The organism is Mameliella sp. LZ-28 (assembly GCF_012274245.1).
Classification (GTDB): domain Bacteria; phylum Pseudomonadota; class Alphaproteobacteria; order Rhodobacterales; family Rhodobacteraceae; genus Antarctobacter; species Antarctobacter albus.
This window is the reverse complement of sequence record NZ_JAANYX010000013.1, coordinates 60,798-82,804: the sequence shown is the minus strand read 5'-3', so window position 1 is coordinate 82,804 and position 22,007 is coordinate 60,798. Positions and strand designations below refer to the sequence as shown.

The 22,007-nt window shown below is 61.7% G+C and carries 15 protein-coding genes, 1 tRNA gene and 2 pseudogenes; 7 read left to right on the top strand and 11 right to left on the bottom strand.

Going from position 1 to position 22,007, the window contains the following annotated elements:
* Window positions 1-940: 940 nt before the first annotated feature.
* Window positions 941-1,246 (bottom strand): annotated as a pseudogene (locus G9Q80_RS28735) (transposase family protein); the annotation flags it as partial.
* Between the two features lie 54 nt (window positions 1,247-1,300).
* Here G9Q80_RS28735 and G9Q80_RS28175 point away from each other — a divergent pair.
* From G9Q80_RS28175 to G9Q80_RS11370, 3 genes are all read left to right on the top strand, one after another.
* Entirely contained in the window at window positions 1,301-1,780 is a 480-nt protein-coding gene (locus G9Q80_RS28175) for an HAD family hydrolase (protein WP_232788257.1), read from the top strand.
* A gap of 70 nt (window positions 1,781-1,850) precedes the next feature.
* Window positions 1,851-2,855 (top strand): efflux RND transporter periplasmic adaptor subunit, encoded by a 1,005-nt coding sequence (locus G9Q80_RS11375; RefSeq protein WP_083242421.1) that lies wholly within the window; start codon window positions 1,851-1,853, stop codon window positions 2,853-2,855.
* Window positions 2,848-6,072 carry an efflux RND transporter permease subunit gene (locus G9Q80_RS11370; RefSeq protein WP_088716029.1) on the top strand — a complete coding sequence of 1,075 codons (3,225 nt, stop codon included), beginning with the start codon at window positions 2,848-2,850 and terminating at the stop codon, window positions 6,070-6,072. Before G9Q80_RS11375 ends, G9Q80_RS11370 begins: the two co-directional genes overlap by 8 nt.
* A gap of 136 nt (window positions 6,073-6,208) precedes the next feature.
* Here G9Q80_RS11370 and G9Q80_RS11365 read toward each other — a convergent pair.
* From G9Q80_RS11365 to G9Q80_RS11355, 3 genes and pseudogenes are all read right to left on the bottom strand, one after another.
* Window positions 6,209-6,453: pseudogene (locus G9Q80_RS11365) on the bottom strand (transposase); the annotation flags it as partial.
* A 62-nt stretch (window positions 6,454-6,515) separates the two neighbouring features.
* Window positions 6,516-10,175, bottom strand: a complete 3,660-nt coding sequence (locus G9Q80_RS11360; RefSeq protein WP_088716030.1) for a M10 family metallopeptidase C-terminal domain-containing protein — start codon at window positions 10,173-10,175, stop codon at window positions 6,516-6,518.
* Between the two features lie 474 nt (window positions 10,176-10,649).
* Complete coding sequence (locus tag G9Q80_RS11355; protein ID WP_088716031.1) at window positions 10,650-12,347, bottom strand: peptide ABC transporter substrate-binding protein; 1,698 nt, start codon at window positions 12,345-12,347, stop codon at window positions 10,650-10,652.
* 148 nt (window positions 12,348-12,495) lie between these two features.
* On the opposite strand from G9Q80_RS11355, the gene G9Q80_RS11350 reads away from it, so the two are divergent.
* Genes G9Q80_RS11350 through G9Q80_RS11340 form a run of 3 tightly spaced genes read left to right on the top strand, consistent with a single transcriptional unit; the run spans window position 12,496 to window position 15,375 of the window.
* Window positions 12,496-13,374: a MurR/RpiR family transcriptional regulator gene (locus G9Q80_RS11350; protein ID WP_232788258.1), complete on the top strand. Its 879-nt coding sequence runs from the start codon at window positions 12,496-12,498 to the stop codon at window positions 13,372-13,374.
* The gene (locus tag G9Q80_RS11345) at window positions 13,367-14,110 is read left to right on the top strand and encodes an N-formylglutamate amidohydrolase (protein WP_088716032.1); all 744 of its coding nucleotides are present in this window, start codon (window positions 13,367-13,369) and stop codon (window positions 14,108-14,110) included. The genes G9Q80_RS11350 and G9Q80_RS11345 overlap by 8 nt, the downstream gene beginning before the upstream one ends.
* Complete coding sequence (locus G9Q80_RS11340; protein WP_088716033.1) at window positions 14,107-15,375, top strand: NAD(P)/FAD-dependent oxidoreductase; 1,269 nt, start codon at window positions 14,107-14,109, stop codon at window positions 15,373-15,375. The genes G9Q80_RS11345 and G9Q80_RS11340 overlap by 4 nt, the downstream gene beginning before the upstream one ends.
* Window positions 15,376-15,403: 28 nt before the next feature.
* Here the strand turns inward: G9Q80_RS11340 and G9Q80_RS28730 are convergent, their stop codons facing one another.
* The 4 genes from G9Q80_RS28730 to G9Q80_RS11320 all read right to left on the bottom strand — a co-directional run bounded on the left by G9Q80_RS28730 (window position 15,404) and on the right by G9Q80_RS11320 (window position 18,566).
* Window positions 15,404-16,183, bottom strand: coding sequence for a recombinase family protein (locus tag G9Q80_RS28730; protein ID WP_232788260.1), 780 nt, complete (start codon window positions 16,181-16,183; stop codon window positions 15,404-15,406).
* 73 nt (window positions 16,184-16,256) lie between these two features.
* Window positions 16,257-16,745, bottom strand: coding sequence for a phage terminase small subunit P27 family (locus G9Q80_RS11330; protein WP_088716034.1), 489 nt, complete (start codon window positions 16,743-16,745; stop codon window positions 16,257-16,259).
* Window positions 16,745-16,885: a hypothetical protein gene (locus G9Q80_RS11325; RefSeq protein ID WP_157903860.1), complete on the bottom strand. Its 141-nt coding sequence runs from the start codon at window positions 16,883-16,885 to the stop codon at window positions 16,745-16,747. Before G9Q80_RS11325 ends, G9Q80_RS11330 begins: the two co-directional genes overlap by 1 nt.
* A gap of 330 nt (window positions 16,886-17,215) precedes the next feature.
* Window positions 17,216-18,566, bottom strand: a protein-coding gene (locus G9Q80_RS11320) for an IS3 family transposase (protein ID WP_088716035.1) whose coding sequence is annotated in 2 segments (ribosomal slippage) — window positions 17,216-18,230 and window positions 18,229-18,566 — 1,353 coding nt in all. Because the reading frame shifts where the segments join, the coding sequence is not laid out codon by codon here.
* A 66-nt stretch (window positions 18,567-18,632) separates the two neighbouring features.
* On the opposite strand from G9Q80_RS11320, the gene G9Q80_RS11315 reads away from it, so the two are divergent.
* The gene (locus G9Q80_RS11315) at window positions 18,633-19,142 is read left to right on the top strand and encodes a hypothetical protein (protein ID WP_088716036.1); all 510 of its coding nucleotides are present in this window, start codon (window positions 18,633-18,635) and stop codon (window positions 19,140-19,142) included.
* Between the two features lie 379 nt (window positions 19,143-19,521).
* Here G9Q80_RS11315 and G9Q80_RS11310 read toward each other — a convergent pair.
* The 3 genes from G9Q80_RS11310 to ychF all read right to left on the bottom strand — a co-directional run bounded on the left by G9Q80_RS11310 (window position 19,522) and on the right by ychF (window position 21,931).
* A tRNA-Ser gene (locus tag G9Q80_RS11310) sits at window positions 19,522-19,611 on the bottom strand.
* Between the two features lie 74 nt (window positions 19,612-19,685).
* Window positions 19,686-20,675, bottom strand: coding sequence for an SLAC1 anion channel family protein (locus G9Q80_RS11305; RefSeq protein ID WP_198550002.1), 990 nt, complete (start codon window positions 20,673-20,675; stop codon window positions 19,686-19,688).
* A gap of 158 nt (window positions 20,676-20,833) precedes the next feature.
* Complete coding sequence (gene ychF / locus G9Q80_RS11300; RefSeq protein ID WP_088716038.1) at window positions 20,834-21,931, bottom strand: redox-regulated ATPase YchF; 1,098 nt, start codon at window positions 21,929-21,931, stop codon at window positions 20,834-20,836.
* Window positions 21,932-22,007: the final 76 nt, after the last annotated feature.

The window sequence follows — 22,007 nt, the reverse complement described above, 5'->3', positions numbered from 1 at the left end:
CGACAATCACCTCATTGAGAAACTCCGCTGAGTGCTCCATGGAGAAAATCCCTGCAAATCTACACAACGCTGGGACTCGCAGATCACGCGCTCACAGGGAAGGTGGGGGCAGAGCACCGCTTACGCTCCATTTCGACTTGCCGAAAAACGATTTTCGGACCCCGCCGATCGCCACGATTTCTGCGCCGTTCCGAGCAGCCTTGGCCCAAGTCACTTGAGCTGGTGCAGCCATAAGGTTCACCCCCTCTCGTTCAATAACATAGTGCAGAACTGCTCAAGGTGAATGCAGTGAGGCGATAGAGGTGTCGAACTGACGGTCGAATTCTTTGGCCATACATCGGCAATCACTCTCTGCTGTATGAGATCGCACACTGTCTCGCTGTCGAACCGGAGGCGGCGTTCTGGTGATGATGGGTATATGGAAGCCTTGGGTTTGGGATGTCGACTGACGCTGTGGCTGCACACCCGGCGCGGATGTCAGCTTTCCGCCCTTTCCGGCAGTGCCTGGAAAGATGCTGCGCTGCGGAAACTTCAGTGCTTCGATACATGCCGGACGATCAGCGAATGTTCGATTTCCGTTCCATCTCAGCGAACTCGACTCCGGTCGAAGTGTTCAGGCCGCCCTTCCGGAAAGGTATTTGGTTACAGTGGCTTGCAAAGAATTCACCAAATCCGCGCAGTCATCAGGTGCAGAGAATATCCAGCGGAGAGAACGGATTCTGGGCCAATAGCCACCGCGACAGTGTTCAGCCTGCCCTGCAAACCCCTTTTGAAAACACGGGAAAATCTGGCCGCAGCCGCATCGGGAGAACGCTTTCGTGAGGGCAAGTGGCGGATGGGATGGGTCTGACGTCGAACGTTCTCTGGCCCGTAAGATATCGATATCAATGATCTGGCGCTTGGGTTCGAATCCCGATCGAGACAAAAGGAATTGGCAACCAACCAGCGTGGTTAATGCGTAGCCTTCGTGATCGCCGGTACGCCAAAGGTACCGCCTCTTTGCGTTGAACTACGCGAAAATCTCGTCGAGATGCCATGGTCACCGACTCGAGCGCAGCCCTGCGAACCGTCGTTTCCAGATATCCGCCGCGAACATCGGGCCGAACCGCTACCACCAGAACAGGACCGTTTCATGGCTGTTTTCGACGCTCCGCTTGTGTAGCAGATCCTCGACATTCCGAAGCGAGAGTGAGAACCGGATGAAGAGCATGACGGTCAACCGATTGATTGCACGGCTGGTTTGCAATTAGCGGAACGGGTTCAGATTGGTCATTGTCGCAGGCCAAGCCGTAACCCGGCCTTGCTCAAGGTCATCGCCTTGACACCACCCCAGACCAGTGTGCTGGTCAGGGATGCCGGGGCTCTGGAGTGCATGAACGGTATTGACACGTTCATCATGGACAAGACCGGCACCCTGACCGAAGACCGGCACAGGATTACGGATGCCGTGGCCGCAGAAGGGTGCGACGAGGAAACTGTACTCACGCTCGCCGCGGCGTTTGAACGTGGATCTGCGCACCCGCTGGCCGGGCCATCGTCGGCGGGTCACGCTCCCGAGGGCTGGCAACGGGAAGAGCCTTGGATCTCGACGCGGATGCCATTCACTGGCTCGCGCACCGCACTTTATGTCACCCATTTTCTCCGAGATCGCCATGATCCGTTGACGAAAACCAAGGCGCGGGTTCACGCACTGCCGCCCTGTCAAAGGTTACCGGTTCAGTCGAACGGCATGAGAATGAATAAACCGCATCAAAATCCGGCGCCGGTTGGCTTTTCTTGATCGGTCTCAATGTGGGCGATGACGATTGGATGCAGAGAATGATACCGTTGGCGGAGTCGCCTCGGAGGACATGATCTTGACGACACGTGGCATTCTTGTGGGTCTGGTATTGAGCGCCGTGGGCTTTGTCGAGACAGCTTGGTCACAGACACTGACGGTCGAAGAAACTCTGCTGGTCGAATGGAAATCCGTTTACGGACAGGTCGAGACGCGCAACAGGGTTCCCGCGCGCACGCGTATCGGCGGAACGGTCACCGAACTGGATGTCTCCGAGGGAGACCGGGTCGAGGCAGGCCAGCGCATCGCGATGGTGGTGGATGACAAGCTGGATTTCCAACTCGGTTCCCTCGACGCCCGGCTGACGGCGCTGAACGCCCAGCTTGAGACCGCAGAGGCCGACCTTGCCCGCGGCGAACAGTTGATCGAACGGGGGGTCATCACCGCCCAACGGTTTGACCAGTTACAGACGGCCGTCGATGTGATTCAGGGCGAGATCCGAAGCCTCGGTTCGGAACGGCTAGTGATTGAACAACAGATCGCCGAGGGCGCGGTGCTGTCGCCCGAGGCGGGCGTGGTATTGTCGGTTCCGATCTCGCGCGGCTCGGTCGTGAAGCCCGGCGAGGTGGCGGCGGTGGTCGCCGGCGGGGGCGTCTTTCTGCGCCTGTCGGTGCCGGAACGTCATGCCAGCGATCTGCTGGAAGGCGCTGAGATCGAGATCGGAACTGTGCAGACCGAAACAAGCACGCGAAAGACGGGGCGCCTCGCGAAGCTATACCCGCAGATCGAGGGCGGTCGCCTGCAAGCTGATGTCGAGGTCGCAGGGCTTGATCCGCGCTTTGTCGGGCGCCGAATGCCGGTTCGTCTACCGGTGGGCGAACGGTCGGCGATCCTGGTGCCAGAGAGGGCGCTGGGCCGTGTCGGTGGGCTTGATTTCCTGACCATCGAGGCCGAGGATGGAGATAAAAGGCGCCGCACGGTCGTGCCCGGTGGAACCGTCATTCGGGATGGCGAGACCTGGCGCGAAATCTTGACCGGGCTTGACGTCGGCGACCGCGTGGTGCTCGAAAATGAATGATGGTACCTCGCAGGACGAAGGCGCGCTCGGCATTGCCGGGCATCTGACGCGGGCCTTCATCACCTCTCCGTTGACGCCACTATTCCTGCTGGCCGCGCTGGCCGTCGGCCTGATCGCGCTTTCGAGCCTGCCGCGCGAGGAAGAGCCGCAGATATCGGTGCCGCTGGTCGACATTCACGTCCAGGCCGATGGCCTCGCCGCCGAGGACGCGCTAAAGCTGATCACCGAGCCTCTCGAAACCATCGTCAAAGGGATCGACGAGGTCGAGCACGTCTATTCCGATACCCGCGACGATCAGGTGATGGTCACTACCCGCTTTATCGTCGGGGTCGAGGCTGAGACCGCCATCCTGCGCGTGCGAGACAAGCTGCTGGCGCATCTCGACCGGATCCCCGTTGGCATACCCGAGCCGCTGGTGGTCGGGCGCGGCATCAACGACGTTGCCATCGTCTCCTTGACGCTCTCGCCGATGGAAGGCGAAGAGACGATAACCGCAGCCGACCTGACGCGGATCACGCGCGAACTGCGCGTCGAGCTCGCCAAGATCGAAGACGTGGGTCTGACCTATATCGTCGGCGAAACCAACGAGGCCCTGCGCATTGCCCCAGATCCGGAGCGGCTGGCACTCTACGGCGTGACCCTGCAACAGCTTGCCGCCAAGGTTTCGGGGGCAAATACCGCCGCACCGGCGGGACTTCTACGCGACGGTGGCGAGCAGGTCGGCCTCGTGATCGGCAAGACACTCTCGACCCCCGAAGAAATCGCGAACCTCGAACTGACCACGCGGGACGGGCGCACCGTCTATGTCCGGGATGTCGCCGAGGTATCTTTTGTTTCGGACCTCGAAGAGCATACCGTGGCGACCTTCCATCGCGCCAAAGACGGTGACATCATCCGCCGACCGGCGGTCACGCTGGCACTGGCGAAACGCGCCGGGGCCAATGCCGTGACCGTCGCCGAGCAAATCCTGCACCGGGTCGAGAGCCTGCAGGGCAAGCTGATCCCCGACAGTGTCGAGATCGAGGTCACGCGGGACTACGGCGAAACCGCCGACGAAAAAGCCAACGAACTTCTTTTCCACCTGGCACTGGCCACGGTCTCGATCGTCGCCCTTGTCCTGATCGCGATCGGCTGGCGCGAGGCCATCGTCGTGGCCATCGTCATCCCGGTCACCATCCTTCTGACGCTCTTTGCGGCCTATATCATGGGCTACACGCTGAATCGTGTCTCGCTTTTCGCTCTGATCTTCTCCATCGGCATCCTCGTCGATGATGCCATCGTGGTGATCGAGAATATCGCGCGGCACTGGGCCGGGCGGATCGGCGGACGCGCGCCCCGCGATGCAGCCGTTGCCGCCGTGGCGGAAGTCGGCAACCCGACCATCGTCGCCACGCTGACCGTTGTCGTCGCGCTCTTGCCAATGCTCTTTGTCTCCGGCCTGATGGGGCCCTACATGAGCCCGATCCCCGCGAACGCCTCGGCCGCGATGATCTTCTCCTTCTTTGTCGCGGTCATGATCACGCCTTGGCTCATGCTCCGGATCGCCGGGCGGGCCTATGCGGCGCATGCTGGCGGCCATGCCGCACATGCGCACGGTGGCGCACTGGGGCGGGCCTATGCCGCAGTTGCGCGCCCACTTTTGCGGACAAAGGCCGGCAGCCTGCTGTTTCTTCTAGTGGTGATCGTGCTGTCCTTCGGTTCTCTGGGCGCGCTCTACACACGGGACGTGACGGTCAAGCTGCTCCCCTTTGACAACAAGTCGGAGCTCGCCATTGTCATCGACCTGCCCGAGGGGGCTTCGGTCGAGGCGACCGACGCGGTGGCCAGTGCCGCCGCTCATGTGGCACTCGGCTTGCCCGAGGTGCATTCGGCACAAAGCCATGCCGGCACGCCCGCCGCCTTCAACTTCAATGGTCTCGTGCGGCATTACTTTCTACGTCAGAGCCCCGAGATGGGCGAGGTCCAGCTGAATCTGGAAGCCAAGCACCATCGCGACCGCACCAGCCATGAAATCGCGCTCGACCTGCGCGCAAGGCTCACCGAACTGGACTTGCCCCGCGGGGCCGTTGTGAAGGTCGTGGAACCCCCGCCCGGCCCGCCGGTGATTTCGACGCTGCTGGCAGAGATCTACGGTCCCGACCCGCAAACCCGGATCGAGACGGCGGCCAAAGTGCGCGATGCCTTCGAGGCTGTGCCTTACATCGTCGATGTAGATGACAACCTGGGCGAACGCCCCCGGCGCCTGCGGGCCCGGCTTTCGGTCAGTGATCTGGATTTCTACAAGGTGCAGGAAGCCGATGCGCTACAGACGCTCCGCCTTTTGAACAGTTCCACAACGGTCGGCTACTCCCATCGCGGCGAACGGCGTCGCCCGATCCCCATCGTCATGGCCCGCGCCCGCTCTGATCGCACGATGGACGAACGCGCGCTGTCGATCCCCGTGCCCGCCAACGCGATCCCCGGCGCGCGTGGCGTCGTCGAACTGGGAGATGTCGTCTCGATCACGGAAGAGCGGGCCTCCTTCCCGATCTTCCGGCACAATGGCTATGATGTGGTGATGGTAACCGGAGAGCTTGCCGGTGTGTTCGAGGCGCCGCTCTACGGGATGCTGGCAGTGGCCGACCGGCTGGACGGCATGGACTGGGGGGATGCCGAAAAGCCCGAGATCCGCCTGAACGGCCAGCCCGTCGACATAACGCAGCCAGTGCTTCTCTGGGATGGCGAGTGGGAGGTGACATGGGTCACTTTCCGTGACATGGGCGCCGCCTTCGGCGTGGCGCTTCTGGGGATCTATATCCTTGTCGTGGCCCAATTCGGCTCGTTCCGCCTGCCGCTGGTGATCCTGACCCCGGTGCCGCTCACTTTCCTCGGGATCATGTTCGGGCACTGGGTCTTCGCGGCGCCCTTCTCTGCAACTTCCATGATCGGTTTCATTGCGCTTGCCGGCATTATCGTGCGGAACTCCATCCTCCTCGTAGATTTCATCCGCCATGCCGACCCGGAAGGCCGCGTGACCGTCGACATTCTGATCGAGGCTGGCGCGACACGTTTCAAACCGATCCTGCTGACCGCCCTTGCGGCGATGATCGGCGCGGCAGTCATCCTGACCGACCCGATCTTTCAGGGGTTGGCGATTTCCCTTCTGTTCGGGCTCGTGTCCTCTACCGCCCTGACAGTCTTGGTGATCCCCGTAATCTACCGGTTGGCCAAGACATGAAAACGGGTGGCGCGCCAAGGAGACGCTGAACACTGCCTTCGCGCATTCAAGACGTGTATTAGAGGGGCAATCTTCGCTTCCTTCCGGGCCTCATCCATCGAGTATTCTACACTCCGGCAATGCCGGGGCGGTTCACGGCAGCCAATCCCGGCATCATCTTCGCAAAGATGCCCTTGTCGCTCCACCGCTTCCAACGATTGTAGAGTGGCTTGTGGGGGCCATAGGCGGCAGGAGCATCGCGCCACCGCAAGCCGTTACGATTTAGAAGATAACCCCACTCAACACGCGTCGATCATCAACGCGCGGCTTGCCATGGGACTTTGGAAAGTAGGGCTCCAGACGCGCCATCTGCGCATCGCTCAGCCAGAAGAGATCAGATATATCACCGCTCTGTTTTCGTGCCGTGAATCATGCCATTCGGCTCAAATCAATGGGTCCTGAGCCTAGGAAAACAGCAGGAAGTCCTGATGGCTCAACAGTGTCGCGTCGAAATCCTGCAGGGTAATGGTCTGCGTGGGGTCAGCGACCAAGACGATTACCGTGTCGCTGCCGGACTGGAACCAGTCGAAGCTGGCCTCGATCTGCTTGCGGCCCAACGGGCCGGTGACTCCCGTGAAGGACAGCGTGTCGAGCCCGTCTTGAAACCCGATGATCGTGTCATCGCCGAAGCCCGTAATGTCGAAGAGGAATTCATCCCGACCGGCGCCACCGTCCAGCAGGTCGTTGCCAAGGCCGCCGATCAGGAGATCGTTTTCAATCCCGCCTTCTACCGTGTCGTTACCAGCGCCCCCCAGCAGCGTGTCCTGGCCTTCGCCGCCAACAACCGAATCGTCGCCGTTGCCTCCGTCCATCCAATCGAGTCCGTTCTCGCCGTAGAGATCGTCATCCCCGTCACCGCCGAGGACGGAATCGTTCTGGCTTCCGGCATAAACCGTGTCGTCTCCGCCACCGCCGTAGACCGTATCGAGGCCATCATAGGTTTCGACGAGTTCGCCGACGTCAAGGCCCCGGAACTCGTCGTTCGCCTCGGTCATCTGGAAATGCTCGACATCGGTATAGACGTCGCCTTCGGCGATGCCCGAGTTGCGCGACTGATCGGTCAGGTCAATTACGACGCCGGTGATCGACGAATGCACCGAGGTTGTGTCGAACCCGTCGCCACCATTGACGATGTCCGCCCCTTCACCGCCGACAAGCGAGTCATTTCCCGCCTCACCGTAAAGCTCGTCGTTTCCGGCGAACCCAAGGATCGTGTCGTCGCCGGCTCCGCCGTATACAATGTCCACCGGGTTTTCGAGATCGAAGCCGATGTAGAGGTCGTCAAGGGGCGTAAGCCCGAACTCCTCGATCGAGATCCATGTATCGTCGGCGGCATCACCGGTGTTCTGTGAGGGATCCTGCTGGTTGATGACGACGGGGCCGGTTGCGTCCTCGAAAGACGCTCGGTCGATCCCGTCGCCGCCATCGAGCGTGTCCGGCCCCGGGCCACCCGACAGCGTGTCGTTGCCGTCTTCACCCTTTACGAGGTCGGTGCCCCCTTCGCCGAACAGGCTGTCGTCGCCGGTGCCGCCGCAGATCGTGTCGTTGCCGTCGCCGCCGTGGATCAGGTCGTCGTCCGCGTCTCCCCAGAGACTGTCGTTGCCGCCCTCGCCGAAGATGGTGTCGTTGCCGTCGCCGCCCTCGACAGAGTCGGCCTCTCCGCCGGCGTGGATCGAGTCGTTGCCGGTCCCGCCAAGGACCGTGTCGGAGCCGCTTCCGGATGTAATGGTGTCATTGTCGGCGCCTCCGTCGATCGAGTTGGCGCCGTCCCCCGCGTCGACCCAGTCATCGCCGCCGTCGGCATGGATGCTGTCGTTGCCATCGCCGGACGTGATGGAGTCGCGCCCCGAACCACCGTAAAGGGTGTTGGCGCCTGCGCCAGCCGCGATCGTGTCATCTCCATCGCCGCCCAAGGCCGTGTCGTCGCCAAGGCCCAGGTCGATATCGTCATCGCCACCCGCGCCCTCGACGTAGTCGTCACCGCTGCCGGCGTCGATCGTGTCATCGCCTGGGCCATTCTCGCCCGGGCCGGCTCCATATATGTCGTCCGCGCCGATGCCGCCGACCAGGGAATCCGACCCGGCCATACCATAGAGGGTATCATCGCCGCTGCCGCCCACGGCCGTGTCGTCGCCGTCGCCGGCTTCGATGGCATCGTCTCCGCCCTCGCCGAAGAGCGAGTCGCTGCCTTCGTTGCCGGTAATGATGTCGTTGCCGTCACCGCCGCGAATCGTATCGTTGCCAAGATTGCCGTAGAGGTAGTCGCCCCCACCGCCGCCGTTGACGGAATCATTGCCGTCGCCCGCGGTCACGATGTCGAAATCGTCGCCGCCGTCGATCGTGTCATTCCCGCCCTCGCCAAGGATATTGTCCTGGCCGTTGCCGCCGGTCAGCGAGTCTCCGTCCGCGCCGCCCTCGATGGTATCGTTGCCGCTGTCGCCGGTGATCGTATCGCTTCCGTCGTCGCCCTCGAGTTGATCGTTGCCGCCGTCTCCGCCGATACTGTCATTGCCGTCGCCGCCGATGATCGTGTCGTTGTCGGCCCCCCCGTTCAGCGTGTCGTTGCCATCGTTGCCCCAGAGCTCGTCATTCCCGCCGTCGCCGGAAATCGAATCCGCCCCGTAACCGCCAGTAACAGTGTCGTTGCCCTCGCCGCCAAAGACAGTGTCCGGATCGGCCCCACCGTAGATCTCGTCGTTTCCGGTCCCGCTATAGATCGTGTTGTTGCCGTCTCCACCGTATATTTCATCGTCGCCTGCATCCCCCAGCAGGCTGTCTGCCCCCTCATGGCCCTGCAGGGTATCGTTACCGTCGCCGCCTTCGAGCGTGTCGTCGCCCTCGAGGCCATCGAGGCTGTCGTTCCCGTCGTTGCCGATCAGATGATTGTCCGCCTGGTTGCCCACCAGCGTATCATTGCCCGATCCGCCAATCGCATTCTCGATCAGCGACTGTTCGTTCCCGTCCCAAAGCATCGCATTGGCGACGTTGCCGCGCGCGCCGTCATTGGTCATCTGCGACAGTTGCGCCGGGTCGAAGGTCGACCAGCCCACAGGATTGTCATTCGTGAAGGGATCGACCGGTCTCAAATCGACGTCCAGATTGGTCGTATATTCATGCAGGTCGTAGGTATCGTTGCCATTGCCGTCCCAGATTGTCTGGAAGATCCGGTTCGACCCCGGGTCGATGGTCAAAACGTCGTTGACAAAGAAATTGCCGTTGGTCGGATCCCATCTGTAGACGGTGTCGCCTGCGTTCATGCTGAAATCGACGCCATAAATGAACTGCATGGCAAAGATGTCGAGCGCCATGGGCGACATGGGGTATTCGTTCGCGTCCTCGGCAACGTCCCCCTCGTAGGTCATGATGGTGTAGTTCAGCGAATCCAGCGGCTCGTCGAGGATCTCTCCCTCGACATCCGTCAGCAGGGTTTCGAGAAAGGCGGGGATTCGACCGCCGAAAAGTCCGGGCTCGTGGCTATGCTTAAGACCCAGCACATGTCCTGTCTCATGCATGATGGTCCAATGAGCATAGCTGCCGGGGACGGGATTGCTGAAGGTGCCATCGTTGGCATACCAGGTGTCGCCCAGCCAACCGTTGCCAAGAACCAGCGCCACGCGCTCCAGCGGCGGGACGCCGAACGCCGGTGCACTGGTGGTATCGGTCAACGCGTAGCGGATGTCCGCGTGATCGAGAAGCCCTTCTTCCTGCTCGGTCAGGACCAGCAAGCTGACGCCATCGAAGAACCCCAGCGCATAGCGCGCGGCATCCTTCTGAACTTCGCTGAACTCGCCAAAATCGTTCAAGACCAACGCGGCGACAACCAGTTCGTCAGGCACGAGAAGGTCGAGGATCTCGTCGAAGGGGTTGATTAGGTCCCAGAAATCGTCGGGCACCAGCAGGTCGGTGAATTCCTGCGACATGTAAGGCAGGCCCGAGTCTGGAAAGCTGTAAGTGATATGCAGGGAATTCCAGCGAAAGGCGACGGAGCTGTCGTCTTCATCAACATTCAGGAGAGCATCGACAAAGTTTTCGCCGAAAGTAGCAAAGGTCTCGGATTCCGCCATGACGCACCCATTAGATTGAGGATGGGAATCGTAAGAAAGGTTCACAAGAAACTAATTATCGGTAAAATTATGCCCCTCTCCGATTCGCTGCAAGCAACGGTTGAAATGCCCATCGGGATCAGCCGAACCGTGCCGAACCTTCTCGGCAGTCCGTATTGGCCCGCCGCGCCAGCCCGGTGCCGCGCTAGTATCACTCGAAGCGCCGCAAGCTGCCGAGGGGACCGGCGCAAGGTCGGCATCGTCTCGCGCGACAGGGCTGGTGATCCGGGCGCGTACTTCCCTGCGGCAGGGATTGGCGAGCGAGGAACGCTATGTCCGCCAACGCGCCCGGGATGGCCCTCTGTGTGGTCGGCTGAAGTCGATGCGCGGGGTAGACATCTTCGCGCGCATGCTCTGGGAGCTGACTGAAAGCCAAGTTTCTTCGTCGGTAAATGCGGGCGGGCTCTTACGCGCCCACCCGCTTGTTTGCTTGTTTCAGTCTCCGCGATGCCAGTCCGCGATGTTCCAGATCTGGCTGTCCCAGCTGTTCATCCGCACACCCTCCAGCGATTTTGCCTTGCCGGATAGAATCCGGCGGTGGACCAAGGGAATGATCGAGTAGGAGCCGACGAGAAGGTCGTTCATTTCGCGTGCAATGCGCCCGCGCTCTTCCAATGTGGCGGCATTCCGGAATTCCGCGATCAACACCTGGTAGGGCTCCGAACAGAAACGCTGGATGTTGTTGCCCTGCCACTGGGTTGTCGGGCCTGGAATGTCGTTGCAGCTCCAGTTCGCCAGAAAGCTCTCGGGGTCCTGGCCCTTTGAGTTATCCGTGTACATTTGCACGTCGGCATAGAACTTCTGCCGGGTATCAGGCGAACCGGGATCACCTCCGAAGAAGACCGAGGCGTTGATGTTGCGCAGTTCGGTCTCGACGCCAATTTCACCCCACCATTGCTTGATAAGCGCCTGGGTGTCCTGTCGGACGCCATTCGTCGAGGTCTGGTAGAGGATAGACAGTTTCACACCGTCCTTGTCCCGGATGCCGTCGCCATCGCTGTCGACCCAGCCGGCCTCGTCCAGCAGCGCGGCGGCGGCTTCGAGGTCCTGGGTTTCACAGCCATCAAACGTCGAAGACTTATAGAGCGCTGGGGCAGGCACGACAGCGCAGCCGGGCCGGCCCGCCTCACCGTACAATAGTTCCGCGATCAGAGATCGGTCGATGGCCAGCGACAGCGCCTTCCCAACCCGGGAGTCCGTCAGGAATGGATGCGCCCCACCGTCAACGGTGGATCGCTGTTCGCCAAGGTCCGGATCGGGATCCGTCTGGTTCAAGAAGAGGAATTCGACAGCCGAACCGTTGCCCGCAATGACCTCACCCGGTCCGCCTTTCATCTGGTCAAGCACGTCCGGCGGCAGTTGCAGGTTCCAGGCGTAGTCGACCTCGCCGGTTTGCAGCACCGCCCGCGCCGAAGACGCTGGATCGCCGCCGCCCTTGATCGTCACCGTGCCGAAGGCGGGCTTGTCAGGATGACGGAAATTGGGATTGGCCGAGTAGGAGATGACGTCATTGGCCTGGAAGTCATCGACCACATATGGGCCCGTCCCGATGGGGAAGGTGTTTTCCCGGGTGCACTGGGCCACCCGCGCACCTGTGCATTCGGCGAATTGAGCCTTTTGCAGGATCGGGGCTTCCGAACTGACAAAGGCCGTGTAGGGATAAGGTTTCGGTTCAGTAAAGCTGATCTTGACCGTTCGATCATCCAGCGCGACGACGTCGGCGACATTGTCGAACATCGACAGGGCCGCGCATCCGCTGGCCTCATCCGTGCAGTATTTCCAGGTAAAGATGACGTCTTCGGGTGTAACCGCTGTGCCATCCGACCACTTGAGGTCTTCTTTCAGGGTCCATGTAATGCTTGTCAGGTCGGCGCTCACGTCACCGTTCTCGACGGTCGGGATACTCGCGGCCAGAATTGGCACAAGGGCCCCGTTTTCGTCGAACCGTGCAAGCGGTTCCAGCACGAGCGAGGCCGCTTCCACCTCCTTTGCGATCCCGGACAGGTAGGGATTCATGGTTGAGGCGGCTTGCCAGTAGAGAATCCGGAGATGTCCGTCACTGCCGCGTTCGGCGCTGACAGAGACCGGCGCGAAGGCCAACGCCGCTCCGGCCAGTATTGCGAAAGTCTTCATGATCCTAGTCTCCTGTTGGGGGTCTCTTGTTCGTTGCGCCCACCGCCTGCAGTTGCTGCGGGTCTTCGCCGTAATGTATTAAACGTTGCAAATTGCCGCGCTGCTAGTCAATATGTAATAAATACTCCAAATCCAGATACAACCGAGCATGATGTCGTCTTCACCAGATCTCGCCACACGTCTGCGCGAGACCGCGGTTTCGACCGCCGAGCGCAAAGTGGCTGCCGCCCTTGCCGAAAATTTTCCGTCGAGCGCAATGGGTACCGTGGAGACCCTTGCCACCCGCGCGGGCGTTAGCGGTCCAACGGTCTTGCGATACCTGGCTAAGCTGGGGTTCCGGCGGTTTGCTGCGTTTCAGGCTGCGGTCTTGGAAGAAATCGAACGGCAACTCGGATCGCCGCTCCAGCAACTGGACGAAGAGGCCGGCCGCGGAACAGAAGGTGGGCACATCTACCGGAACACCCTCCTGATGCAATCAGAAGCGCTCAGGAAAGCCGCCAACCAAGTTGTCCCGGCAGAATTCGACTCGATTGTTGAACTTCTGGCCAATCCGAAATTGCGCATCAAGGCGCTTGGCGGCCGCTATAGCCGGAACCTGGCGGAACGGTTGGTCATGCAAATGAGCCAGGTGCGTGAAGACGTTGTCCTGCTGCGGCAGGAGCTTGGCTTTGCCTTTGACGCCTTGGCAGATATAGGCCCGCGCGACCTTCTGATCATATTCGATTATCGGCGTTACCAGGACGAATTGCTGCAATTTGCCAAAGGTGCCTCGGATGCCGGGGCCCGCATTGTGTTGATGACCGATCCCTGGCGTTCGCCGATTGCGCAACATGCACAGGCGGTTCTAACCGCCCCCGATGACACATCGTCCCCTTTTGGCTCCCGGGTCGTGCCGACCGCTCAGGTCGAAGCCCTGGTTGCGGCCGTGGTCGAACATGACCGTGAAGCCGCCCGCGCGCGACTGTCTCGCATAGAGGCCCTCCGGGCCCGGCCGGGAACAGATGAAACAGAGGTTGCCGATGATTGAGCATCCCGTCGTTTTGAACCCGGAAGGCCATTTTCCGGGATTGATCGTGGTTGACCATGCCGGCACGGATCTGCCGGAACGGTTCGGCGATCTCGGTCTTGATACGCACTGGCAGCAAACGCATCACTTCTGCGATCTGTGGATTGACGATGTTGCGCACCGCCTCGCAGAGGTTCTCGACGCGCCGGTCATCCTGGGCACAGTCAGCCGGCTGGTGATCGATCTGAATCGCTGGCTGGAAGATCCTCGGTCAATTCCGATGCAGGTCGATGGCATTCCTGTTGCCGGCAACATCGCCATGAGCGAGACCGAACGGCAGGCTCGTCGCGACGCGATCTTCTGGCCGTATCACCGTCGACTGACCGATCTGTGGACAGGAATTGCCGACCGGCATTCAGATCCGGTCTTTCTTGCGCTGCACAGTTGCACCCGCGTCTTCGACGGCCGGCACCGCCCCTGGGACTGCGGGACGATCTGGAACGAGTCCCCAAGGTTCTCGGACGCCCTGTTGCGCCAATTGGGGCGCGAAAGCGACCTGATCCTTGGAGACAACCAGCCATATTCCGGGCGCAATGGCATCTACACCATCGACCGGCATACACATGGCACGGGTCATTTGGCCTGTGGTTTGGAAATCTCCAATGACCTTCTGGAAAAATCCGACGACCGCGCGGCCTGGTCTGATCGGCTTGGCAGCGCCTTGTCGGCCCTGGTGGGCGAAGGAGTGGCCCCATGACCCTAATCAAGGCACCGCATTATGCCGAATATGCGCCGCCCGCGCCTCCGACAGCCACCCTGCGCGAACATGTCCAGGTGGATGTCGCCATCGTTGGTGGCGGGTTCAGCGGAACGATCTCGGCACTGGAACTTTGCCAAAAGGGACTGTCAGTGGCTCTGATCGAGGCGGGCGAGATCGGCAGCGGCGGCTCTGGTCGCAACCATGGTCAATGCATCCCTGTCTTTGGATACCTTGACGCCGAGACCTTGCCCCCGGCGGGCTTCGCGCTCTTGCGCGACTCCGGACAGATCGTTTTCGAGCAGATTGCCGATCTGGGCATCGAATGCGACGCGGTTCAGGGCGGCTGGCTGAATGCCGCCCACAATGCGGCGGGCCTGGAACGTGCAAAGGCGGCCCATGCAAAATATGCCGCATTGGGAAAAGCCGGACCGTTTCTGGGCCCCGACGAGGTTACCGGGTTGAGCGGCGCGCCCGGTTATCTTGGCGGCTGGGTCCACAAGGACGGCGGACATCTCAATCCCCTGGCCTATGTGCGCGGCCTTGCGCGGGCTGCACAAACGGCGGGGGTTGCGGTTCATACCGGTACGCCGATGACAGGGCTGTGTAAGGACCGCTCGGGACGGTGGATCGTGGAGACGCCGGAAGGCGAGATTTCGGCCCGCAAGGTCGGCTTGACGACCAATGCCTACGGGACGGCCGTGGTCCCCGCGCGAATGAGGCGCAGCCTGGTGCCACTGAGCTCCTATGCTGTAGTCAGCGCACCGCTTGGGGCGGAGCAGAAAGACGCCGTGCTTCCGTCCGGCGTCACCTTCAGCGACACGCGGCGCGACCCGATGTTCTTCCGCGTCGATACCTCTGGTCGCATCGTCACCGGGGGGCTTGTCGAACTGCGTCGGGGCCGCAAGAGCGGACCGACGGTCGAACAGGCCACGCACAGGCTGGCTCGGCGCTATCCCGTTCTGGAGGGCTTGCAATGGGAGTACCACTGGACCGGCCAGATTGGCGTCTCTGCCAAACAGCGCCCGGCGATCTTCGAACTGGATGACGGACTCTGGGGGCTTCTGGGTTACTGCGGGCGGGGTGTACCGACTACGGCGGCGCTTGGGCGTGCCTTTGCCGAGACCCTGCACGACCCGAAGGCAGGGGCTGCGCTCTGGCCTCAGGACCCGCCTGCGCGGATACCTCTTGGCAGTGTCATAGGTGCAGTCGTCCAAAACCTGCGCGGTCCTACGAACAAGGCGAGAGATCGTTTCAATTTATAGCTGATTGTGAACTCGCTCGTACATATCTTCAGAAAATGCCACATGAGGGGGGGCACGCTTGCACTGCCAAGAACCGCAACGGCCGCAGCTGGTCAGCGGTCCTGGCTGCATTGTAGATCCTCAGCAGGTTTCTAATCGCCCAAGCAGGTTCTGCACGGTCGAGACATGCCATCGCCCGCAGCGGCGCGTCCGGATACCTCGCGCGTTGAGTTGCTCCGCCATGGCACGCAGAGTCGTGTGACCTTCCGCACGGATCGCCGCAACCACCTCCCACAGATCCTCGGCGAACTCGTCTGCGTTGCGCCTGACCGTTTCCTGCAGCGCGGTCCCGCCTTTCCCCGCCCGCCTGAGCGCCGCCGCGCCGTTGGGGTTTCCGAGGCTTCACGCCACGGGCCTTGGCTGCCGCCAGGGCCTCCTTGGTACGCCGGGAGATCGTCTCGCGCTCCTGCTGGGCGACGAGGGCCATGATGCCGACGGTCAGGTCGTTCGCCTCGGGCATATCGCAGGCAAGGAAGGACACGCCGCTGGCTTGCAGGTTCAGCAGGAAGGCGGCATCGCGGCTGAGGCGGTCGAGCTTGGCGATGACCAGCGTTGCTCCGGTCAGGCGGGCGAGGTTGAGGGCCTTGTCCAGTTCGGGGCGGGTGTTGCGTTTACCGCTTTCCACCTCGGTGAAGCGGGCGAGGACCCCCGCCGAGCGTGACGCGGCAAAGGCCTCGATGGCCGAGCGCTGCGCCTCCAACCCAAGCCCGGAGCGACCTTGCCGGGCCGTGGAGACGCGCTCGTAGGCGATGATCTTCCCGATCCCCATGTACAGACCTGCGCACCCTTCGTTTGGCAGTTTTGTACATTGGAACAGGTGGTTAGTGTAGCCAACGGGAAGGTCAATCATCCCGGTTCGGGAGTTCCAGCGATTTCTCGTGCTCGATTGTCTCGGTTTCGTCGCCGGGGTCCAGGATCGTGCGCCAGACGAAGGTGATCGGCTCGGATTTCTGGGCTTCGGAGTCTTGCCGCAGTTTTGTCCGCGCCGAGGGTGTCAGCCCGAGTTCCGACATGTAGCGCGCCATCAGTTCCATCTGCTTGTTGGCCACCGTCAACCAGGGCGACTGCTGGACATAGCCGCTGGGCGTCTTCAGCAGCGCCGGGGTTTCCTTCAACCGCTCCTCCGCCTCGACCCAGCGGGCATAGGCTTGGCAATAGGCCGCCAGCGCGGCCCGGTCCGCCAGCGTCAGGATGCCCGCCTCGTACATCGGGGTCGCCAGTCGGCGCCATTCCTTGTGTGCTGTCGCGTCGAGATGCGGCGGACAACGCGGCAGGGCCGAGAGCGAGGTCCGTGCCAGCGTGCCGGGCTTCGGCTTGTGTTTGCGCCCCATCAGGCTCCGGCCTCCGCTGTGTCGGGCGCATCAAGAACGAAAAGACCCGCCGAGCCCACGGCCTCCCGAAACTGCACTTCAACTGCCTGGAAGCGCGCGATCAGGTCCTCGTTCGAGAGTCCGGCATAGTCGTCGCCCATGTCCTCCGGCGGGGCTTGTTCCCGCCAGCCGGCCTGCGTCTTGAGGTAGAAGATCGACGAGGTGGTGTCGCCGGCCCGGGCTTTCTGCAGGAGACCGTTGGCGACATGGGCGATGGCCCTGGCCTTGCCCCTTTTATAGCGGACGGCAACCTCCGCGTCCCGTTCCCGGATCGCCTTGAACGTGGTCCGGGAGATCCCGAAGTAATCGGCGATCTGGTCCTGGTTCAGCAGCGCGGCGAGGGTCTCGACCTCGCGGTGTCCGTCATCAGGGATTTTGGGACAGATGGCCGCCTGAGCTAAGAGAGGGTCTGGCGCATCTGTTTGGTTTGATTATGCGGCGGATTTGCGGTGAAGCAAGCGCCGGGTTTCGATGGTCTTCCGTTTGATCCTTTCTCGTTGTTTCAGGATGGTCTGGCCGCGCCCGAAGTAGACTTCGGCCGGAGTGAGGTTCTGCAAACTCTCGTGATAGCGGCGATGGTTGTATTGCTCGACGAAGGCGTCGATCTGGTGTTGCAGATCGACGGGCAGGTAGTAGTTTTCCAGCAGGATGCGGTTCTTCAAGGTCTGATGCCAGCGCTCGATTTTGCCTTGGGTTTGCGGGTGATACGGGGCACCCCGGACGTGATCCATCTGCCGGTCTTCCAGCCAATCAGCCAGTTCACCCGAGATGTAACTCGATCCGTTGTCGCTGAGCAGACGCGGTTTGTGCAGAACTGTCACTTGATCACAACCCGACGCTTGCAGCGCCAGGTCCAGCGTGCCGGTCACATCTTCGGCCTTCATCGTTGTGCAGAGCTTCCAGGCGATGATGTACCGGCTGTAATCGTACAGGATCGTCGATAGGTAAAACCAGCCCCACCCAATAACCTTGAGGTAGGTGAAGTCGGTCTGCCAGAGCTGGTTCGGCCGTGTTGTCTTGTTCTTGAACTCGTTCGCCGCTGACACCACTACATAGGCAGGGCTGGTGATCAGGTCGTAGGACTTGAGGATGCGATAGACCGAAGCCTCTGACACAAAATACTTTTCCGTGTCGGCGAACTGAACGGCCAACTCGCGCGGCGACAGGTCGCTTTCCTTCAAAGCCAAGTCCTTGATCTTCTCACGCATGAGATGGGGAATGCGGTTCCAGACACGGGATGGCTTGGGGCTGCGATCCTCCAGGGCTTCAGGGCCGCCGGTCAGATATCGATCGTACCAGCGATAGAAAGTTGTTCTGGGGATGCCGAGTTTGTCCAGAGTTCGCTTCGTTGGGAGATGCGAGCCTTCTACGAGGCGGATAATCTCAAGTTTCTCAGATGCCGGATACCTCATTCGTCGACATCCCCATCCGCGATCATGCTTTTTTGAGCAGCCGCAGTTCCAGGGCTTGTTCAGCGACGACCTCTTTCACATCACGAGATTCCCGTCGAAGATCTTTGACTTCGGTCGACGTCGCTGCACGAGCCGTGTCGCCCGCGAGGCGCTTCTTGCCAGCTTCGAGGAACTCCTTGGACCAGCTGTAATACAGGCTCTGGGCAATGCCCTCACGGCGGCATAGCTCCGCGATACTGTCCTCGCCCTTCAGGCCGTCCAGTACGATCCGGATCTTCTCTTCGGCCGAATACTGTTTGCGCGTCGCACGGCGGATGTCCTTGACGACCTGCTCGCCGTGGCTCTGCTTGGTTCCGGGTTTCTGTCTCATCTCCACTCCTTGGTGGCTACGATGTGCCAGAAACCCTCTCTTATCAAATCGACCTAAACTGTCCCATTGGCGCTGACGTCAAACACTGATGACACCCGTTTCAACGCAGTCCGGCATGGCATCCTATCGCAGCACACACTGCTGCCGTGGGAGGCTGCCGTAGAATACAATGCCCTCCTCGATGCGCTCCTGTCCGAGCATGATCCGTCCGGTCCCACCGAAACGCATTTCGTCGAGGAAATTGCCGGAATCTTGTGGCGCAAGCGCCGGCTCCGCATGGCCGAGAACGCCAGTCACAGATCCTCATTCGCTTTGGCCAGTTCAGATCCGGAAACTCGGGACTCGCCCTTCACCTTGAACGCCGGGCCTACGCCTGCCGAGGAGGCACTGGCGCACCTTCCGCACGAGGCAACTGTAAAGACTGCAAGTGTCCTGCAGACGTCCGATGAAGAAGATGTCGTCGATGCCGCCGATCTGACCGAATGCGAGACACGATGCAGCGATGCCCTCAAGCTGGTCCAGGACGGCCGGGCCGAGGATGCGGAAGAGAGTCTTCGGGAAGACACACGCCTCTGATTCGAAGAAGAGTTGCGCTCAGGGACCTTTGGAAACCTTGCACGGGACAAAGCCCTCGTTCGCGCGCTCCAGGGTCACCTCTTGCCGTTCTTCGTCAGGAAACGCGAAGAAGCAACACTGCGGCCCATGGTCCGGGATTTTCGCCACGCCAACGCGTTCTGCCCCGACAAGATGGGCCGGCTCGCTCGATACGAGACTCACTTGGACCGCAAACTCGAACGCATGTTGTCCATGCTTCTCAAGTTTCAGTCGCTTCGGAGAGACAACGCGAGCGCGTGATCCGTTTGGCAAAAAAAGCCCGCGCGTGGGGGTGATTGTGGGAACGCATGGCGGGCGCCAGAACTTTCCAATTGAAAGACAATAACTTGCAGGATGGTCATGGCGGAGACGAAGGGATTCGAACCCTCGAGACGGTTTCCCGCCTACTCCCTTAGCAGGGGAGCGCCTTCGACCACTCGGCCACGTCTCCGCTGCCGTGTCTATGCGCGCGAAACGGTGGAAACAAGTCGAAATTGACAGCCAGACAACAAAACCCGCCGGTCTTCATTCCGGGCGACAGATCTCTCCGCGCGTCATGCCAAGAAGTGTCCGCCCCACGAGGCCCGTCACGATCACCACCAGCAGCACCAGAAGTCCCGCGCCCATCGCTCCGTGCAGGCCTGAGCCGGAAAGCTGTGCGTAGCGCAGACAGGAGATCGTCAGGGCCGCAACCGGAAAGCTCAGCGCCCACCACGACAGGGCAAAGGGCGGGCGCATCGCCTGTGCCAGAAGAACCGTCGCAAGGGCACCGAAGGCCAGCCCGCCATTGAACAGCACGCGCGCGAATCCGTCGAGCTCGCCGCCATTGAGCAGGAGCCAGGACAGGAAGGCCACGGAGGGTGGCGCCACGAAGATCGCCAGCGTCGGCTGCAATCGCCCCGGCAAGGCCGGTTGCGTGACCAGGCGCATCAGCAGGATCGGCAACAACGCGGCCCAGAAGATCACGCCCGTCGCGAAAAACAGCCAGGACAGGTCCACGAAACCCAGCGGCACACCGGCCACCGGCACCACCACGTTGCCCACCGCCGGGATGAACCAGGCCGGGTTCACCTGGCCCAGACCGAAGGTCCGCGGCCCCATCCAGGCCGCGATCACCGCAAGGGCCAGCCCCGCCTGCAGGGCCGCGCCCGCCCCCCAGAGCCAGAGCGCCGCGGCAGGCAAATCGAACCTCAAGGCTGTGGCCACCAGCATCAAGGATATCGGAATGGCGGGAAAGAAGTTCAGCTTGACCGGGTGCGCCCATTCCTGCGCGATTGCCTCCGGGTGGCGCAGCGCCTTGAGCGCATAGACCAGCGTCACCGCGACAAGATCCGCCGCAGCCACCGCCAAGGCGAACCGTGGCAGCCCCTGCCCCCATCCGAAATACCCCGCCGCCGCATGCAGCGCCAGCGCGAGGCCGGACAGGCCCATCACGCTGGCAAAGAGGGTGATCGGGAAATGTGCCAACCACTGCTCGGGCATGGATGCGGCGTGAGGGGTGGATTGATCGGTCATCGCGGGCCTCCGGGAACACATGGCCCTATTGGAATGTCTGATCCGGCTTCGCGTTGACCTGCATCAAATCCGCCCAAGCTCAGCGCCATGACAACACTAAGGCCCCCTGCCCGGCGAGGCAGAGGGCCTTGGCATCACGTCCAGCCGACCGGGACAGCTCAGGTGTTGAAGAGGAAATGCAGGACGTCGCCGTCCTTGACCTCGTAGGCCTTGCCCTCGGCGCGCATCTTGCCCGAGTCCTTGGCCCCGGCTTCGCCATTGCAGGAAACATAGTCGTCAAAGGCGATGGTTTCCGCCCGGATGAAGCCTTTTTCGAAATCGCCGTGAATCACACCCGCCGCCTGCGGCGCCAGCGTACCGCGCTTGATCGTCCAGGCGCGGGCCTCTTTCGGGCCGACGGTGAAATAGGTCTGCAGGCCCAGCAACTCGTAGCCCGCCTTGATGAGGCGGTCGAGCCCCGCTTCTTCCAACCCCAGTTCCTGCAGGAACTCGGCGGCTTCCTCGGCGTCCAGCTGGCTGATCTCTTCCTCGATCTTGGCGGAAATCACCACGTGCGAATTGCCTTGGGCCGCCGCCATCTCGCCGACCTTGGCGGACAGGTTGTTGCCCTCGGCCGCGTCGCCCTCGTCAACGTTGCAGACGTAAAGCACCGGCTTGGAGGTCAGGAGCTGCAACATCCGCCAGGCCTTGGCGTCCTCGTCGTCCACCTCGACCACGCGGGCGGGCTTGCCCTCTTCCAGCGCGGCAAGGGCCAGTTTCATCAGGCGTTCCTGCTGAACCGCCTCCTTGTCGCCGCCGCGCACCTTGCGCACGATGTTCTGCAGGCGCTTCTCGATGCTTTCCATGTCGGCGATGATCAGCTCTGTCTCGATGGTCTCGGCATCGGCGACCGGATCGACACGCCCGTCGACATGGGTGACGTCGTCATCCTCGAAACAGCGCAGGACATGGGCGATGGCGTCGACCTCGCGGATGTTGGCCAGGAATTGGTTGCCCAGGCCTTCGCCCTTGGAGGCGCCTTTGACCAGGCCCGCGATGTCGACAAAGGTCATGCGCGTCGGGATGATCTGGCCCGACTTGGCGATCCCCGCCAGCTGCGTCAGCCGCGGGTCCGGCACCGCCACGTCGCCCACGTTGGGCTCGATGGTGCAGAAGGGGAAGTTCGCCGCCTGCGCCGCGGCCGTCTTGGTCAGCGCATTGAACAGCGTCGACTTGCCCACGTTGGGCAGCCCCACGATTCCCATCCGAAAGCCCATCAGGCACACTCCATCTTGAATGACGGGCCGCTTCTAGTCGGGCAACCCCCTGCGTGCAAGCGGCGAGGCGCCCCCT

What these genes read in the sequence shown, in the direction of transcription:
- G9Q80_RS11375 (WP_083242421.1), top strand. Translation starts at nt 1,851, where the DNA reads ATGATCTTGACGACACGTGGCATTCTTGTGGGTCTGGTATTGAGCGCC.
- G9Q80_RS11370 (WP_088716029.1), top strand. Translation starts at nt 2,848, where the DNA reads ATGAATGATGGTACCTCGCAGGACGAAGGCGCGCTCGGCATTGCCGGG.
- G9Q80_RS11360 (WP_088716030.1), bottom strand. Translation starts at nt 10,175, where the DNA reads ATGGCGGAATCCGAGACCTTTGCTACTTTCGGCGAAAACTTTGTCGAT.
- G9Q80_RS11355 (WP_088716031.1), bottom strand. Translation starts at nt 12,347, where the DNA reads ATGAAGACTTTCGCAATACTGGCCGGAGCGGCGTTGGCCTTCGCGCCG.
- G9Q80_RS11350 (WP_232788258.1), top strand. Translation starts at nt 12,496, where the DNA reads ATGATGTCGTCTTCACCAGATCTCGCCACACGTCTGCGCGAGACCGCG.
- G9Q80_RS11345 (WP_088716032.1), top strand. Translation starts at nt 13,367, where the DNA reads ATGATTGAGCATCCCGTCGTTTTGAACCCGGAAGGCCATTTTCCGGGA.
- G9Q80_RS11340 (WP_088716033.1), top strand. Translation starts at nt 14,107, where the DNA reads ATGACCCTAATCAAGGCACCGCATTATGCCGAATATGCGCCGCCCGCG.
- G9Q80_RS28730 (WP_232788260.1), bottom strand. Translation starts at nt 16,183, where the DNA reads ATGGGGATCGGGAAGATCATCGCCTACGAGCGCGTCTCCACGGCCCGG.
- G9Q80_RS11330 (WP_088716034.1), bottom strand. Translation starts at nt 16,745, where the DNA reads ATGGGGCGCAAACACAAGCCGAAGCCCGGCACGCTGGCACGGACCTCG.
- G9Q80_RS11325 (WP_157903860.1), bottom strand. Translation starts at nt 16,885, where the DNA reads ATGGGCGACGACTATGCCGGACTCTCGAACGAGGACCTGATCGCGCGC.
- G9Q80_RS11305 (WP_198550002.1), bottom strand. Translation starts at nt 20,675, where the DNA reads ATGACCGATCAATCCACCCCTCACGCCGCATCCATGCCCGAGCAGTGG.
- ychF (WP_088716038.1), bottom strand. Translation starts at nt 21,931, where the DNA reads ATGGGCTTTCGGATGGGAATCGTGGGGCTGCCCAACGTGGGCAAGTCG.